Below are 17,187 nucleotides of genomic sequence, written 5' to 3' on the forward strand. Positions count from 1 at the left end.
CGGCGGAGGTTTTTCCAGGAAGAGGGCGTCATGGGTTCGGACGAGGCCGCGCCGGCCGGGCGGCGGATCGTGATGCTTGTCGACAACGGCGTCAACGGCGACTCGCGGGTGCAGAAGCAGGCCCGGTCGGCAGCCGAGGCCGGTTTCGACGTGACGCTGCTGGGCCGTTCGCCGGACGGCAAGGAGCACACCTGGACGCTCGGCCCGGCCCGGGTCCGGCTGCTCCCGATGCCCACGCCGCTGCACAAACGGCCGCACGAGTTCCGCCGGCACTGGGTGGTGGCGCCGCTGGCGTACCCGCCGACCGGGGTGGGCGCCCAGCGCCACCAGGCGATCAAGGCGTGGAAGGCCGACCTCCAGGTCCGCCGGGCGATGGGCGCGCAGGGCGTGGACGCCGCGCTGCTGCGCGCCGAGTCGCTGGCCGCCCGGGCCACCGGCCGGTGGGTGTCGCTGCGCCGGGCACAGGGCGTCCGGTCGCGGGCCGCGCGCAAGCGCCTGGACACCCCGGTGGACCGGTTCTACACCTGGTTCTGGCAGGCCAGCCTCGGTGACCGGTCGTGGCGGCGGATCGAGCCGGGGCTGTGGGACTGGGAGCTGGCGTACGGCAAGGTGATCGACCGGCTGGAGCCGGAGCTGATCCACGCCAACGACTTCCGGATGCTCGGTGTCGGTGCCCGCGCCAAGATCCGGGCGCAGTCCCGGGGCCGGAGCGTCAAGCTGGTCTGGGACGCGCACGAGTTCCTGCCCGGGGTGCGCCCGTGGACCGACCACGCCCGCTGGCGGCTCGGCCACATGGCACACGAGCGGGAGTACGCGCCGTACGCCGACGCGGTCACCACGGTCTCCGACGACCTGGCCGGCCTGCTCCAGCAGGCGCACCGGCTGCCGGAGCGACCGCGGGTGATGCTGAACGCGCCGGCCGCCGACCCCGATCACGACCCCGGGGACGGCCCGGTGCCGGGCGCGGACCTGCGCGCGATGTGCGAGCTCGGCCCGGAGACCCCGCTGGTGGTCTACAGCGGCGCGGCCGCACCGCAGCGCGGCCTCGACGTCATGGTCGACGCACTCCCGCGGCAGCCCGGCGTGCACGTCGCGCTGGTCACCAACAACCACCACGGCGCGTACCTGACCGGGCTGATGGCCAGGGCCGAGCAGCTCGGCGTCCGGGACCGGGTGCACCTGCTCGCCTACGTGCCGCACTGGCAGGTGGTGCCGATGCTGTCCGGCGCCGACGCCGGGGTGATCCCGATCCACCACTGGCCGAACCACGAGATCGCGCTGATCACCAAGTTCTTCGAGTACTCGCACGCCCGGCTGCCGCTGGTGGTCAGCGACGTCCGGACGATGGCCGCGACGGTGCGCGAGACCGGTCAGGGCGAGGTGTTCACCGCCGAGGACCTGGACGACTACGTCCGGGCGGTGACCCGGGTACTGGCCGACCCGGCGCGCTACCGGGCCGCCTACGACAAACCCGGCCGGCTCGACACCTGGACCTGGGACGCCCAGGCCGAGGTGCTCGTCGACGTGTACCGGGGCCTGCTGGAGAGGAACGCGAAGTGAAGATCTGTGTCGTCGGCCTGGGGAAGATCGGGCTGCCGCTCGCCGTCCAGTTCGCCGCGAAGGGCCACACCGTGCTCGGCGCGGACGTCGCCGAGCCGACCGTGCGGACCGTGAACGAGGGCCAGGTGCCGTTCCCCGGCGAGGCCGACCTGGACGTCAAACTGAAGGAGGCGGTCAGCGCCGGGCTGCTCACCGCGACCACCGGCACCGCGGCCGCGGTGGCCGCGTCCGAGGTGGTCGTGGTGGTGGTGCCGCTGTTCGTGGACGGCGACGGCGTGCCGGACTTCGGCTGGATGGAGTCGGCGACCCGGGACATCGCCCGCGGGCTGCGCCCCGGCACGCTGGTCAGCTACGAGACCACGCTGCCGGTCGGCACCACCCGGGACCGCTGGGCGCCGCTGCTGCGGGACGGTTCCGGGCTGGTCGCCGGCGAGGACTTCGACCTGGTCTTCAGCCCGGAACGGGTGCTCACCGGCCGGGTCTTCGCCGACCTGCGCAAATATCCGAAGCTGGTGGGCGGGGTGACCGCCGCCTCGGCCGCCCGGGGGGTCGCCTTCTACCAGGCGGTGCTGGACTTCGACGAGCGCGCCGACCTGGCCCGGCCCAACGGGGTGTGGGACCTGGGCAGCGCCGAGGCGGCCGAGCTGGCGAAGCTGGCCGAGACCACGTACCGGGACGTCAACATCGGGCTGGCCAACCAGTTCGCCCGGTACGCCGACACGCTCGGCATCGACGTGGACGTGGTGATCGACGCCTGCAACACCCAGCCGTACAGCCACATCCACCGGCCGGGCATCGCGGTCGGCGGGCACTGCATCCCGGTCTACCCGCGGCTCTACCTGTGGAACGACCCGGACGCCACGGTGGTCCGGTCGGCCCGGGAGGCGAACGCGGCGATGCCGGCGTACGCGGTCGACCTGCTCGCCGCGGCGCTCGGTGACCTGACCGGGCGGGTGGTGCTGGTGCTCGGCGCGGCGTACCGGGGCGGGGTGAAGGAGACCGCGTTCTCCGGGGTCTTCCCGGTGGTGGCCGAGCTGCGCCGGCGCGGTGCCGTGCCGTACGTGAGTGATCCGATGTTCAGCGACGCCGAGCTGACCGCACTGGGTCTGCCGGCCTGGGCCGGCGGCCCGGCCGACGCGGCGATCGTGCAGGCCGACCACGCCGAGTACCGCGGGCTCACCCCCGAGGCGCTGCCCGGCGTCCGGGTGCTGGTGGACGGGCGGCGGGTCACCGACCCGGCGCGCCTGCCCGGCATCCGCCGCCTGGTGATCGGCGGCTGACCGGCGTTATATCAGATCAAGCTCCACCGCAGCACAAAAATTGAATGAAGCTCCCCCGAAGGGGTCCTGCAACGCGGTTGCCTGTGGATGAGATGATCCCGGTGTGACCGGTGCGGGGATCCTTGTACCACCCGGTCTCGACGTCATGCCCGCGACGCGCTGAAAGCTCGCGGGAAACCGTAGACCCGCTGGTCTGTCGCCCCTCGTCCGTCCCGGTCGAGGCGTGGCCGTCCGTGACCGGGACCCCGCCGTGGTCGGGGGAGAGGACGACAGAGGTGCTGCGCCCCATGGTTGTCGCGCGGAAGGTTGTTCCGCAGCCGGTGCGCCGCTGGCTGGCCCGGGCACTTCCGGAGGCCGCACGTAACAAGATCTCACCACCCGCGCCGGCCCTGCCCCGCCCGATCGACCTGGCCCGGGTGGATCCGGAGGCGACCCCGCTCTCGGTCCGCGCGGTGAACCTCGATCGGGTGGCCGACGCGCTGGACGCCGCCGGCGTGCCCTGGTTCCGGGTGCCCGCCAACCGGTTCGAGCGGACCGTGGTGGCCGTCGCCGAGTCGTCCCGGCCGCAGGCCGAGCGGGTGCTCGCCGGGCTGGCCACCTCCGGCGCGGAGCTGCGCCCGGTGCTGCCGGAGCGCCGCTGGACGGTGACCGCGATGCTGCCGGGCGCCGCCATGCCGCCGCCGCGCCCGGGCAAGGGCGCGAAGGGGCCGACCGGCCGCGCGGTCAACGCGCCGGACCGGCCGGTCACGGCGAAGGCGAAGATCGAGAGCGTCGAGGGCCCGGAGGAGGAGCTGGCGCCCGAACCGGTGGCGACCGCGGTCTACTGGCCGGTCACCGACCCGGCGCGGACGCTGCTGCTGGGCCGCCAGCACGCCTGCGAGGTCGAGTTCTGGGCGGAGCTGCCGGATCGCCTGGTCAGCCCGCGGTACAACCGGTCCACCGAGGTGGTGCCGGCCGGCGACCCGGTCGTCGAGGCGGACGAGAGCGTCTTCAGCGACTTCCGGGAGGTCGCCGGCGAGCCGGGCCGGCGGTACCCGACCCGGCAGGCGTTCCTGACGCCGCCGATCGACCACGTCGACTTCCCGATCGACGTCGTCTACACCTGGGTCGACGGCGGTGACCCGGCCTGGCTGGCCCGCAAGAACGCGGTGATGGCCGACAACGGCTGGGCCGGCGGCAACGACCAGGCGGCCAACCTGGCCCGCTTCATCTCCCGCGACGAGCTGCGCTACTCGCTGCGCTCGCTGCACATGTACGCACCCTGGGTCCGGCGGATCTTCCTGGTCACCGACGACCAGGTGCCGGCGTGGCTGAACACCGAGCACCCCAAGGTCACCGTGCTCAGCCACAAGGAGATCTTCGGGACCGCGGGCCGGCTGCCGACGTTCAACTCGATGGCGATCGAGACCCGGCTGCACCACATCGAGGGGCTCTCCGAGCACTTCATCTACATGAACGACGACGTGTTCCTGGGCCAGCCGCTGCAGCCCGGGTTCTTCTTCACGGCGAGCGGGCAGACCCGGTTCTTCCTGTCCACGTACCGGGTGGACGGCGGGGATCCGCTGCCGGACGAGCCGCCGGTGATGGCGGCCGGCAAGAACAACCGGGCGATCATCGAGCGGGAGTTCGGCCGGCGCACCGCGTACAAGATGAAGCACACGCCGCACGCCGCGCGCCGCAGCGTGCTCGCCGAGATCGAGGAGCGGTACCCGGAGGCGCTCGCCGCCACCGCCGCGCACCAGTTCCGGCACCCGGACGACGTCGCGGTGCTCTCCTCGCTGCAGCAGCACTGGTCGTACCTGACCGGGCGCGCGGTGATCGGCGAGATCAAGTTCATGTACCGCGATCTCGCGCAGCCGCACACCGACGAGCACTTCGACATGACGCTGAAGAAGCGGCCATATCAGGTGTTCTGCCTCAACGACACGGTGGAGAGCGAAGTCTCACCCGAGGAGCAGGCAAAACTGCTGGCGCGCTTCCTGAGCGCGTATTATCCGTTCCGGTCTCCGTTCGAGCTGCCGTGACGGTGCGCATCTTCCCGTGAGGCAAGACCCATCAACCCCCACCCTGTCGCATCGGGTACAAGGAGTTTCGTTGTTCAAGGTTTCGATCATCCTGGCGTGCTACAACGTCGATGCCTTCATCGAGGACGCGTTCGAGTCCATCGTGCGGCAGTCCGCGTTCGCTCAGTTCGAGGTGATCCCGGTCAACGACGGCTCCCCGGACCGGACCTGGGAGATCATCCAGGAGTACCAGAAGCGGTACCCGGACAATTTCTTCCCGATCAGCTTCGACCAGGGCTCGGGCGGGCCGGGCCGGCCGCGCAACGCCGGGCTGGAGCGCGCCACCGGCGAGTACGTCATCTTCATGGACCCGGACGACCGGATCTACAAGGACGGCTACAGCACGCTTCTCAAGGCCATGGAGAAGCACCAGAGCGACGTCGTGATCGCCACCCGGTACGGCGTCAAGGAGAAGGCCGACGGCAAGAACCCGGTCTGGGTCGACTGGATGGCCGACCCGCCGTACGTCAACCAGAACTCCTACGAGGTGAAGCTGGACCTGCTCTCGCAGCGCCCGGTCATCCTCAAGACGATCTACCGGCGTGACCTGATCGACCGGTACGGGCTGCGCTTCCTGGAGAGCGTCAGCAGCAGCGAGGACGAGATCTTCGACAAGAAGTACCTGCTGCTCTCCGAGAAGATCACCAAGATCAACGACGTGGTGTATCTGTACACCGTCGCGCGCACCGGCAGCATCACCAGCAAGATCCGGATCAAGGTCTACGAGGACCTGGTCCCGATCTTCAAGGGTCTCGATGACTCGCTCTCGGTGTACTTCAACGACGCCATCGTGTCCTACCGCGTCGCCGCCCTGCTGCGCACGTTCTACCTGCCCAAGCTGCTGCTGCTCGACCCGGGCCTGACCGACCGGGCGCTGGAGCTGTGCCGGGACGCCTGCGAGGCGTTCGGCTTCGACCGGCTGCTGCAGACCGCGAACGCCACCGACAAGCGGATCATCGAGCTGCTCCGCGACCGGTCCTACAGCCAGCTGATGCTCTTCTTCATGAACCACCGCACCGGCGCGGCCAACCGCCGCAACCGGGTGCAGGCGAAGAAGCTCAAGGAGATGGAGCGCCGCCCGGTCAAGCTGGCCCTCAAGGCCTCCAGCCTGGTCGGCCTGAGCCGCAAGGCGGTCAAGGAGAAGGGCGGTCTCGGCAAGCTCTGGACCACCCGGATCCGGAAGAACCTGGCCGGCGCCCCGAACGGCTACTGGATCTTCATGGACCGCCGGGAGAAGGCCTCGGACAACGGCGAGGCGCTCTACCGCTACGTCCGGGACAACCGGATCCACGACAAGATCGCCTTCATCATCCGGCGGGACAGCCCGGACTACGCCCGGCTGGTCGCCGACGGCTTCAACGTGGTCGCGTACAACTCGCTCGAGCACTGGCGGCTGCACTACAACAGCGAGTACTTCTTCGCCTCGCACGTCGACGACGTGATCATCAAGCCGTGGGCCTCGTTCGGCGCGACCGACGGCAAGCCCCGCTACAAGCTGGTCTTCCTGCAGCACGGGATCATCCGGTCGGACCTGTCCGGCTGGCTCGGCGCGAAGACGTACCAGCTGTTCTGCGCGTCGGCGAAGCGCGAGTACGACGGTCTGATCAACAACGTCCGCTACAACGTCGGCCCGGACCAGGTGAAGCTGACCGGGCTGGCCCGGCACGACCTGCTGGAGGCCAAGGACGGCGACTACGTCCTGGTCAGCCCGACCTGGCGGTCGTTCCTGTCGGACGCCACCGAGGCGGAGTTCCGGGACTCGGAGTTCTTCCGCAACTGGCACCGGTTGATCCACGACTCGCGGGTCAGCGAGGCGATGACCGGGGCCGGGGTGCGCCTGAAGCTGGTGCTGCACTCCAGCATCAGCCAGTTCGCGCACTGCTTCGACGAGGACGAGCACGTCGAGGTGGTCCGCTACAGCGACGTGACCAGCTTCGCCGAGCTGCTGTCGTCGGCGCGGACGCTGGTCACCGACTACTCGACGATCTCCTTCGACGTGCTCTACCTGCGCCGCCCGGTGATCTACTACACCTTCCCCGAGCTGCAGAAGCACAGCACCAACGCGGGCGCCGACCTGAGCCTCTACGGCGAGCTGGGCACCCGGGTCGAGGAGCACGAGGCCGCGGTCGCCGCGCTGGTCGCGGCCGCCGGCGACGGCTTCCGGTCCGCCGAGGACAAGGTCCGCGCCGCGGACGACTTCTTCGCGTACGGCGACCGGCAGAACCGCAAGCGCATCATCGACGCCGTGCTGGAGGGATCCGCCAAGTGAGCAAGCTGATGTTCGTCTTCGGGACGCGACCGGAGTTCATCAAGCTCTACCCGGTGATCATGGAGGCTCGCCGGCGCGAGCACGACGTGATCGTCGTCAACACCGGCCAGCACCGCGAGATGCTCGACCAGCTGCTCGACGAGATGGGCATCACCGCCGACTTCAGCCTGAAGATCATGACTCAGCAGCAGACGCTGGCCGACATCCTGGCCCGCACGCTGAGCCCGCTCGACCAGGTGGTCGCCCAGGTCCGCCCGGACCACCTGTTCGTGCACGGCGACACCTCGACCACGCTGGCCGGCAGCCTGATCGCGCTGTACCGCAACGTGCCGCTCTCCCACGTGGAGGCGGGGCTGCGCACGTTCAACAAGCACTCCCCGTTCCCGGAGGAGATGAACCGGCAGCTCACCGGCGTGCTGACCGACTACCACTTCACGCCGACCGAGGTGACCCGGGGCAACCTGGAGCGCGAGGGCAAGGACCCGTCGCGGATCTTCGTGGTCGGCAACAGCGCGATCGACATGCTGCGCTACACCGTCCGCGACGACTTCCAGCACCCGGTGCTGGACGAGGTCGGCGACCGCAAGCTGGTGCTGATCACGGTGCACCGCCGGGAGAACATCTCCGAGCTGGGCCAGATGTTCTCGGCCCTCAACGACGTCGCGGAGCGGTACGCCGCCACCCACCGGCTGGTCTACCCGATCCACATGAACCCGGTCGTGCGCGAGGCGGCGGAGAAGTACCTCACCTCGCCGGCCATCCGGGTGATCGAACCGCTCGGCACCACCGACTTCCACAACATCCTGAGCCGCTCGCACATCGTGATGACCGACAGCGGCGGCATCCAGGAGGAGGCGCCCAGCCTCGGCAAGCCGGTGCTGGTGCTGCGGGACACCACCGAGCGCCCGGAGGGTGTCGAGGCCGGCACGCTGCGCCTGGTCGGCACGGGCCGGGAGGCGATCGTCCGCGAGGCGGTGCGCCTGCTCGACGACCCGGCCGAATACCAGCGGATGGCCACGATCGCCAACCCGTACGGCGACGGCACGACCTCGCAGCAGATCATGGACGTGATGGACAAGGTGGTAGCGGACGCCGGATGAGCGGTCTGCTCACCGTCGTGACGCCGGTGTGGCGGGTCCAGGGATACCTCACGGAATGCCTGGACTCGGTGCTGTGCCACCAGCACGACGCCGCGGTGCAGCTGGTGGCGGTCGACGACGCGTCACCGGACCACTGCGGCGCCCTGCTCGACGTGCGGGCCGCCGCCGACCCGCGGGTCGTCGTGGTGCGCCTGGACCGCACCCGGGGCCCGGGCGAGGCCCGCAACGCCGGGCTGGAGCGGGCCACCGGTGACTACGTGTGGTTCGTCGACGGCGACGACTGGATCGTGCCCGGCGCGCTCGCGGTGATCGAGGCGCGGCTGCGCTCCGAGAAGCCGGACGTGCTGGTCACCGGGGTGGCCCGGGAACGCTGGAACCGCCAGGTGAGCCGGTGGACCACGCCGGACCGCGTCACGTGCGGCCCGGCCGCGCTGACCGCGCCGCCGCCCCCGCTGGGCGGACTGATCGTACGACGGCAGCTCCTGCTCGACGCCGGCCTGCGGTTCCGTCCCGGCGCGTACGAGGACCTCGTCTTCGCCTACGAGGTCCTGCTCACCGCGACCACGGTGGCCACCGTCGAGCCGGCCTGCTACGTGGCCCGCCCGGACCGGCCCGGTGCCCTGCGCGCCACCGGCACGGCCGCGATGACCGGTGCCGTCGCCCAGTTCGGCCACCTGCTCGGCCGGCCGGAGGTCGCCGCGGCCGGGCCCGAGGTGCGCCGCCGGGTGACCGCCCGGGCCGCCGACGCGCTGCTCGGCGTGCTGCACCGGGTGCCGGCCGGGTCCCGCCGGGGCATGTTCGCCGGGATCGCCGCCCTGCTGCGCGAGCACGGCCCGGACCGCCCGGACGGCCTGCGGCTGCGGCTGGTGGCCGGCAACGCGTTCACCGCCTACCGCGCGCTGCGCGCCGTGCGCCGGGTGCCGCGCCGGGTCGCCCGCCCGGTCCGCCGGTGGCGCCGGAACCTGCGCAAGGCCGCACTGCGCGGCTACTACCAGTGGCAGCTGCGCCGGCCGATCGACGAGAACCTCGCGGTCTACGCGGCGTACTGGTACCGCGGGTACGCCTGCAACCCGGCCGCCGTCTACGAGACCGCCGCCGAGCTCGCGCCCCGGGTCAGGGGCGTCTGGGTGGTCCGCGCCGGTGGCCGGGACGTGCCGGCCGGTGTGCCGACCGTCCGGCCGGGCAGCCGCGCCTACTTCCGCGCCCTGGCCCGCGCGAAATACTTGATCAACAACGCCACCTTCCCGCCGTACGTGGTGAAACGGCCGGCGCAGGTCCACGTGCAGACCCACCACGGCACCCCGCTCAAGACGATGGGCCTGGACCAGCCCCGGTTCCCGGCCTCGCTGGCCGGCTTCGACGCCGAGCGGATGCGCCGCAACCTGGCCAAGTGGGACTTCAGCATCACCGCGAACCGGCACACCACGCTGCTCTGGGACCGGCAGTTCCCGATCGGCGGCGAGACCCTGGAGACCGGCTACCCGCGCAACGACCGGCTGGCCCGGGCCACTCCCGCGGACACCGCCGAGGCCCGCGCGGAGTTCGGTGTCGCCGCGCACGAACGGGTGGTGCTCTACGCGCCCACCCACCGCGAGTGGCACCCGGTCTTCACCCCGGTGCTGGACGTGGACGCGCTGGCCGAGGCGCTCGGCCCGGACACCCGGGTGCTGCTGCGCGGGCACTACTTCTACGACTCGCTGGGCTTCCCGCCGTCGCACCCACGGGTGATCGACGTGTCCCGGCATCCGTCGATCGAGCGACTCTGCCTGGCCTCGGACGTGTTGATCACCGACTTCTCCTCGGTGATGTTCGACTACGCGGTGCTGGACCGGCCGCTGGTGATCTTCGCGCCGGACTGGGACGTCTACCGGGCGGTCCGCGGCGTCTCGTTCGACCTCGCGGCCGAGCACGCCGGCACGTTCGCCCGCACCTTCGAGGAGCTGGTCGAGGCGTTCCGCAGCGGCCAGGTCCAGGGCGCCGGGGCGGCCGGCATGCGGACCCGGTTCCGGGACCGGTTCTGCGCGCTGGAGGACGGCCACGCCGGCGAACGGGTGGTCCGCCGGGTGTTCCTCGGCGAGACCGGCTGATTCACTCGGCGGCTGTGGTGACCATCATCCGCGCGGCTCTTTGTCGGATGCCCGATCCGGTGAACTCTTCCGGCAACTCCGGTCCTCAACTCCGACAGGGCGCGCCGTCACGCCGACCGGCGCCGGATGCGGGTGATGACCTGGAAACGGTCACTTCGGATGATCGCGGTACTACCGATGGCTCCCGGACGCCACTCGGGCCCGGCGTGCCGCGGCCGGGCGGACGACCGGCTGCTGGCGGTCGAGCGCTGAGCCGTTATGTTTTCTTCATGACCTCCATTCCGCTCGCCGAGGAACTTCTCCTTCTCGCGTACGACGATCAGACCGGCAAAGCGACCGGCTCCCGGATCGGGCTGGATCTCGGCATGGCCGCGGCCGTGCTGATCGATCTGGCGCTGGTGGGCCGGGTCGCCTACGTCGACGGCTACCTGCAGGTCAAGGACACGACGCCGGTCGGTGACACGATCGCCGACGCGGTCCTGACCAAGCTGGCCGGCGACCCGCCGCACACACCCGCCCAGTGGCTGCAGCGCCTGCGCCACCGGCTGCGCACCCGGGTCCTGGAGGACCTGTGCGCCCGGGGGGTGGTCAAGGACGTGGACGAGACCCAGCTCGAGTTCATCCACGTGCACCGCTACCCGACCGCCGACCAGTCGTACGAGGTGGAGATCCGCAACCGCCTGACCGAGGCGCTGACCACCGACAAGGTGCCGGACGAGCGCACCGCGGCGCTGTGCACCCTGCTCAGCGCGGCCCGGATGGAGCCGGCGCTGAAGCTCCCCGCCGACCAGGCCGAGCACGCCCACCGCCGTCTCGAGGCGATCTCCGCCGGGGCCGGGTTCGCCGGTGGGGCGAACATGGAGGACTCGATCGTGCGCCCCAGCGTCGCGCTGGTGGTCATCACCCTGGGCAAGGCCATCTCGGCCGCGCTCGGCGCTCCCAAGGTCGCGTGATCACGTCCCGGGTGTCCGGCCGGACACCCGGGAAACGAGGAATCACACGCCGAGCACCGCCGCGATCTCCGCGCGCAGGGTGGCCAGCCCGGCGGAGGCCCGGCTCCGGGCCGCCGCCACGTCATCGCCGGCGACCGGTTCCACCACTTCGAGGTACGCCTTGAGCTTCGGCTCGGTGCCCGACGGGCGGATCACCACCCGGGTGCTCGGAGTCCGGAACGTCAGCACGTCGTTCTCCGGGAGCCGATCGGTGACCTCGGTGACCGGCGCGCCGCGCAGCGTGGCCGGCGGGTTGCTCCGGGCCCGCCCCATCGCCGCCCCGATCTCGGCGAGGTCGTCCACCCGTACCGAGAGCTGGTCGGTGGCGTGCACGCCGAACTCGACCGCCAGCTCGTCCAGCCGGTCGGCCAGGGTGCGCCCCTCGGTCTTCAGCCCGGCGGCGAGCTCCGCGACGGTCAGCGCGGCGGTGATGCCGTCCTTGTCGCGCACCATGGCCGGGGCGACGCAGTAGCCGAGCGCCTCCTCGTACCCGAACGCCAGGTCCTCGGCGGCCCGGACGATCCACTTGAACCCGGTCAGGGTCTCCGCGTACGGCACCCCCCGCGCCGCGCACAGCCGGCCCAGCAGCGACGACGACACGATCGTGGTGGCGTACGTCCCGGGCGTGCCGCGCCGGATCAGGTGATCGGCGAGCAGCACCCCCAGCTCGTCACCGCGCAGCGGCCGCCAGGCGCCGTCCGGCCCGGGGACGGCCACCGCGCAGCGGTCCGCGTCCGGGTCGTTGGCGATCGCCAGGTCCGCCCCGGTCCGGCCGGCGAGCGCGACCAGGTGGTCCATCGCGCCCGGCTCCTCCGGGTTGGGGAACGCCACGGTCGGGAACTCCGGGTCCGGCTCGGCCTGGTCGGCGACCACGGCCGGCGCGGCGAACCCGGCGGCCGCGAACGCCGCGACCAGGGTGCCGCCGCCGACCCCGTGCAGCGGCGTGTACGCCACCGTGAGGTCACGCGGCCCGGCCACGTCCAGCACGGCGGCGGCGCGGTCCACGTACCCCGCAAGGATCTTGTCGTCGAGGACCGTGCCCGCGTCGCCCAGCGGAACCCCGGCGGCGCTCGCGACCCCGCGGATGGCGGCCTCGATGCCGGCGTCGGCCGGCGGCACGATCTGCGCGCCGTCCCCGGCCGGACCGCCGAGCCGCGCGCCCAGGTAGACCTTGTAGCCGTTGTCCTGCGGCGGGTTGTGGCTCGCGGTGACCATCACACCGGCCACCGCGTCCAGCGCCCGCACCGCGTACGCCAGCACCGGGGTGGGCAGCACCGCGGGCAGCAGCAGTGCCTCCCGCCCGGCGCCGGTCGCGACCCGGGCGGTCTGCTCGGCGAACTCCCGCGAGCCGTGCCGGGCGTCGTACCCGATCACCAGCGGCCCGGTGCCGCCCTGCTCGGCGAGCCAGCCCACCAGGCCGGCCGCCGCCCGGGTGACCACCGCGAGGTTCATCCCGTTCGGGCCGGCGCGCAGCCGGCCGCGCAGACCCGCGGTGCCGAAGGTCAGCGGCCCGGCGAACCGGTCGGCCAGCTCCCCGGCGGTGGCCGGTAGCCGGTCGATCAGCTCGCGTAGCTCGGCCCGGGCCGCCGGATCCGGATCGTCCGCGAGCCAGGCCTCCGCCGCCGCCCTCACATCAATATCAACTTCTGGTGCCATTACGGATTGATAGCACAGAGCCGTCACAGGTTGAGCTGGAAGCTCTCCGTCATCGCCTCGAAATACGGCTTGCTCTGGTCGAACTCGGCCGCCGGAGTGCTCAGGAAGAACGAATACATCGTGCCGTTGACCTGGGTCATCCGCCAGATGCCGTGGCGCATCGCGTCACCGGTGCCGCAGGTGTACTCGAACTGCGCGGCGGCGTGCCCGGCCACCTGGAGGTCCTCGGTGATCCCGAGCGACTTGAACGGCTTGGGGCAGTTGGCCGACTTCTTCAGCCCGTTCGGCGCGATCTCGGTGACGAACCGGGCCGGTGACGCCTTGCCGGCCTCGGCCAGCACCCGCACTTTGCGCAGCGCGTCGTCCGGGTCGATGTAGTCCACGTACGTCTTGCCCGCGGTCCGCTTCCAGCCGGCCGGCACCTTCACCGAGATGGCCTTGTTGCCCTTGTAGTCCTGGGTGTCCCCGGCGACGACCGGTGCCGGCGCGTCGGACTGCGGCGCGGCCACCGGGGTGGTCGGCGCCGCCGGGTCGTCACCGCCGGTCAGCGAGAAGATCAGGATGATCGCCAGCAGCGCGGCCACCCCGCCCCCGCCGACCGCCAGCTGCTTGTTGCGCGGCCAGCCCTGGAACGTCTGCACGGCCTTGCCGGTGGTGTCCTTGACCGCCTGGGTGGCGTTCTGCACCGCCATCCGGCGCTTGGCGGCCGGACTGGTGACCACGGTGCCCTGCCGGACCCCACCGGGCAGCCAGGCGTCCTGCGGCGGGATGACGGTGGTCGCGCCGGTCGGCTGGGGGATCTTGTGCGCGGGCAGCATGCCGGTCGGGTACCCGGCGCCCTCCGGCTCCGGGGCGCGACGGCGCCCGCCGGACGAGTTCTGCTGCTCCAGCTTGGTCAGGTGGTCGGTGAGCGACTCGCCGGAGGAGAGCATCGCCCGGCCGCCGATCTGGCCGCTGGGCTGCGGCGGGATCTGCTGCGTCGCGGCAGCCTGCGGCGGCGGCGAGACCGGCCGGGTCTGCGGGACGACCGAATACGGGTCGGTCATCATGTGCGGCGGGTTCTTGCTGGCCAGCGGGCCGGCCAGCTGCTGGCGCAGCAGGGTGCGCGCGGTCTGCACGTCCATCCGCTGCGCCGGGTTCTTCTCCAGCAGGCCCATCAGCACCGGGGTGAGCGAGCCGGCCCGCATCACCGGCGCGGGCGGGTCCTCGACCACGGCGTGCATGGTCTCGATCGGGTCGCCCTTGTCGAACGGCGGGCGGCCCTCGATCGCGGTGTAGAGCGTGACGCCGAGCGAGAACAGGTCGCTGGGCGGCCCGAACTCGTGGCCCATGGCCCGCTCGGGCGAGATGAAGTGCGGCGAGCCGAGCACCATGCCCGGCGTGGTCAGCTGCACGTCGGTGGGCATCCGGGCGACACCGAAGTCGGTGAGCACGCAGCGGCCGTCACCGCAGATCAGCACGTTGGCCGGCTTGACGTCGCGGTGCAGCACGCCGTGCGCGTGCGCGACCTCCAGGGCGCCGAGCAGCGCGATGCCGATCTTGGCGACCACCCGGGCCGAGACCGGCCCGTCCTCGATCACCATGTCGGCCAGGCTGCGGGCGTCCAGCAGCTCCATCACGATCCAGGGACGGCCGTTCTCGTGCACGACGTCGTAGACCTGGACCACGGCGGGGTGCTGCAGCGCGGCGGCCGCCCGGGCCTCGCGCATGGTCCGTTCGTACATCGAGTCGCGGTCGCTGGGCGCCAGGCCGGGCGGGAGGATGACCTCCTTGATCGCCACGTCGCGGCGCAGCAGCGTGTCAGCCGCGCGCCAGACCGTGCCCATGCCACCGTGACCCACCGCGGCACGCAGCGTGTACCGGCCGCCGATCAGGGTGCCGGGAGCCGCGCGCCCGTTGACGGAGGACGCGTCGCCGCTGCTCCACGTCGGAATCTGAGTCACTGAGGATGCCACCGAGGGGGTCTAGGGGGCTGGTCTGACCCCGCTATCTTGCCCGCTCGCCTGCCGCAACGAAAGTCGCGGTTTCAGTGTTCATCGGGAAACGACACTGGGTAGCCAAGGTATGGCCGAGGGTGGACGTGTTCGGACGCTCCGTGTCAAATCCCGCATCGCGGCCGCCGGGACGAATTACCGTTGATGGCGGGGACGTTGCGTCGCCGTGCAACCGTGGGTTCTTTGATCCGCTTCGTGCCCCGCAACGTACTCGTAGTGTGTCGCGTCACCTCCGCGATTCGTTACCCGTTGATGGAGTCAGCGGGCCGGGACGATCTCCCGCGCGCCTGCCCGAACCGTCCACAGCGCCGCACCACCGGGGCCGGCATGTTTACCCGACCGTTACACAGCGTGACCAAATTCGGACTAAGCTGTCGCGCGTCGCCCAACCCGACGAATCTCGAGAGTGATCTGGAACCCGACGTGACTACTGCTCTGACAGCGCCGCAAGGCGCCGATACGGCGTGGCCGGAGACTCAGCCCGGTGACGACGACCCGCTGGCCGGCCGGCTGGACAGATGGCTCGCGGCCCGGGGCGCCGAACTCGTAGCCATGCGTCGGCACATCCACGCCCACCCAGAGCCGTCACACTCCGAGTTCGAGACCGCCGGACTGATCTTCCGCAAGCTGACCGAGGCCGGCCTCGAACCCCGCCTGATGCCCCGCGGCAACGGCGTGATCTGCGACATCGGCGAAGGCCCCCGGGTGATCGCGTTCCGCGCCGACATGGACGCGCTGCCGCTGCAGGACCTCAAGGACGTGCCGTACCGCAGCACCGTGGAGAAGCTCACCCACGCGTGCGGGCACGACGTGCACACCACCGTCCTGCTCGGCCTCGGCCTGCTGCTGGCCCAGCTGAACGAGCAGGGCGAACTGCCCGGCCGGGTGCGGCTGCTGTTCCAGCCGGCCGAGGAGGCGATCCCGTCCGGCGCGCCCGAGGTGATCGCCGCCGGCGGCCTCAAGGACGTCGCCGCGATCTACGCCCTGCACTGCAACCCGCAGCTGCCGGCCGGCCTGGTCGGGGTCCGCTCCGGCCCGTTCACCGCGGCCGCGGACACCGTCAAGGTCGTCCTCTCCGGCCCGGGCGGCCACACCGCGCGCCCGCACCTGACCGCCGACCTGGTGCACGCGCTGGGCCGGGTGATCGTCGACGTCCCGGCCCTGCTGGACCGCCGGATCGACCCGCGGGCCGGCGTCTCGCTGGTCTGGGGATCGGTGCACGCCGGCCAGGCGTTCAACGCCATCCCCGGCTCCGGCGAGGTCAGCGGCACGGTCCGGATCCTGAACCGGGACGCCTGGCGCGAAGCCCCCGAGATGATCACCAAGCTGATCCGCGACGTGGTCGTCGCGACCGGCGCCGAGGTCGACGTCCAGTACCGCCGCGGCGTCCCCCCGGTGATCAACGACCGGATGGCCACCGCGATCGTGGCCGGTGCGGCCGGCGCCGCGCTCGGTGCCGACCGGGTGGTCGAGGCCGAGATCAGCATGGGCGGCGAGGACTTCTCGTTCTACCTGGAACACGTGCCCGGCTCGATGTTCCGCCTCGGCACCGGCGTGCCCGGCTCCGACATCCGGCACGACCTGCACCAGGGCGACTTCGACGTCGACGAGAGCTGCATCGGATATGCCATCCGGGTGATGACGCACACCGCGCTGGCGGCGCTGTCCACCGGCTCGTTCTGAGGCTGCGTTCTCAAAGATCTTTTTGTCGTGCGTCCGCCGGGGTGCAGACCGTCGCTCCCGCCGGGACCCCGGCGGGCTTCGCAGGCCGCTGGCGCGTCCTGACCGCGAAGCCCTCCGGGGCGACGCCCGCGGGTGGTCACGGAAAACCCCTGGCCGGGCCCATTACTGCCCGGCCAGCTCCATCCACAGTCCAGACCCGTCCACAGGCCACCCCCACCCCCAAACCCACCCCCACCACACTGTTCAAGGGGGAGCCCCCTGGGAGGGTGGGCTCTGCGTGGGGTCGCTGCGGGCGCTGACGACCCCCAGCCCGGCTCGTTCCGTCCAGCTGGTGCTGGGAGCCGTTATGCCGGGCTCTTGACGGCGCTCAGAGCCAGCTCGTGGTGCCCGGCTGGTGCTGGCGGCCGGTATGCGGGGCTCTTAACGGCGCTCAGGGCCAGCTCGTAGTGCCCCGATGCCGCTCAGCCTATTTTGATCTCGGTGGGGCTCTGCGGTCTTGGGGT

At 71.5% G+C, this 17,187-nt stretch carries 10 protein-coding genes; 8 read left to right on the top strand and 2 right to left on the bottom strand.

Going from position 1 to position 17,187, the window contains the following annotated elements; genetic code table 11:
* Positions 1 to 72: 72 nt before the first annotated feature.
* The 7 genes from Apa02nite_RS47455 (at position 73) to Apa02nite_RS47485 (ending at position 11,312) form a co-directional block, all read left to right on the top strand.
* Complete coding sequence (locus tag Apa02nite_RS47455) at positions 73 to 1,560, top strand: glycosyltransferase family 4 protein (protein ID WP_203831034.1); 1,488 nt, start codon at positions 73 to 75, stop codon at positions 1,558 to 1,560.
* Entirely contained in the window at positions 1,557 to 2,840 is a 1,284-nt protein-coding gene (locus Apa02nite_RS47460) for a nucleotide sugar dehydrogenase (protein ID WP_067706859.1), read from the top strand. The genes Apa02nite_RS47455 and Apa02nite_RS47460 overlap by 4 nt, the downstream gene beginning before the upstream one ends.
* Before the next feature lie 287 nt (positions 2,841 to 3,127).
* A complete protein-coding gene (locus Apa02nite_RS47465) occupies positions 3,128 to 4,864 on the top strand; it encodes a stealth family protein (RefSeq protein ID WP_239165077.1) in 1,737 nt (578 codons plus the stop codon).
* Positions 4,865 to 4,934: 70 nt separating this feature from the next.
* A complete protein-coding gene (locus Apa02nite_RS47470) occupies positions 4,935 to 7,172 on the top strand; it encodes a bifunctional glycosyltransferase/CDP-glycerol:glycerophosphate glycerophosphotransferase (protein ID WP_203831029.1) in 2,238 nt (745 codons plus the stop codon).
* On the top strand, positions 7,169 to 8,272 hold the full coding sequence (wecB, locus tag Apa02nite_RS47475; RefSeq protein WP_203831030.1) for a non-hydrolyzing UDP-N-acetylglucosamine 2-epimerase: 1,104 nt from the start codon (positions 7,169 to 7,171) through the stop codon (positions 8,270 to 8,272). Before Apa02nite_RS47470 ends, wecB begins: the two co-directional genes overlap by 4 nt.
* On the top strand, positions 8,269 to 10,359 hold the full coding sequence (locus Apa02nite_RS47480; RefSeq protein WP_203831031.1) for a bifunctional glycosyltransferase/CDP-glycerol:glycerophosphate glycerophosphotransferase: 2,091 nt from the start codon (positions 8,269 to 8,271) through the stop codon (positions 10,357 to 10,359). Before wecB ends, Apa02nite_RS47480 begins: the two co-directional genes overlap by 4 nt.
* A 269-nt stretch (positions 10,360 to 10,628) precedes the next feature.
* Positions 10,629 to 11,312: a GOLPH3/VPS74 family protein gene (locus tag Apa02nite_RS47485; RefSeq protein ID WP_067706871.1), complete on the top strand. Its 684-nt coding sequence runs from the start codon at positions 10,629 to 10,631 to the stop codon at positions 11,310 to 11,312.
* 42 nt (positions 11,313 to 11,354) lie between these two features.
* Here the strand turns inward: Apa02nite_RS47485 and Apa02nite_RS47490 are convergent, their stop codons facing one another.
* Positions 11,355 to 13,007 (bottom strand): phospho-sugar mutase, encoded by a 1,653-nt coding sequence (locus Apa02nite_RS47490; RefSeq protein WP_203831032.1) that lies wholly within the window; start codon positions 13,005 to 13,007, stop codon positions 11,355 to 11,357.
* A 23-nt stretch (positions 13,008 to 13,030) separates the two neighbouring features.
* On the bottom strand, positions 13,031 to 14,950 hold the full coding sequence (locus Apa02nite_RS47495; RefSeq protein WP_203831033.1) for a serine/threonine-protein kinase: 1,920 nt from the start codon (positions 14,948 to 14,950) through the stop codon (positions 13,031 to 13,033).
* Positions 14,951 to 15,424: 474 nt separating this feature from the next.
* Here Apa02nite_RS47495 and Apa02nite_RS47500 point away from each other — a divergent pair, with 474 nt between their 5' ends.
* Positions 15,425 to 16,684 (top strand): amidohydrolase, encoded by a 1,260-nt coding sequence (locus tag Apa02nite_RS47500; protein ID WP_067706879.1) that lies wholly within the window; start codon positions 15,425 to 15,427, stop codon positions 16,682 to 16,684.
* Positions 16,685 to 17,187 lie beyond the last annotated feature (503 nt).

This window comes from Actinoplanes palleronii, from assembly GCF_016862315.1.
Classification (GTDB): Bacteria; Actinomycetota; Actinomycetes; order Mycobacteriales; family Micromonosporaceae; genus Actinoplanes; species Actinoplanes palleronii.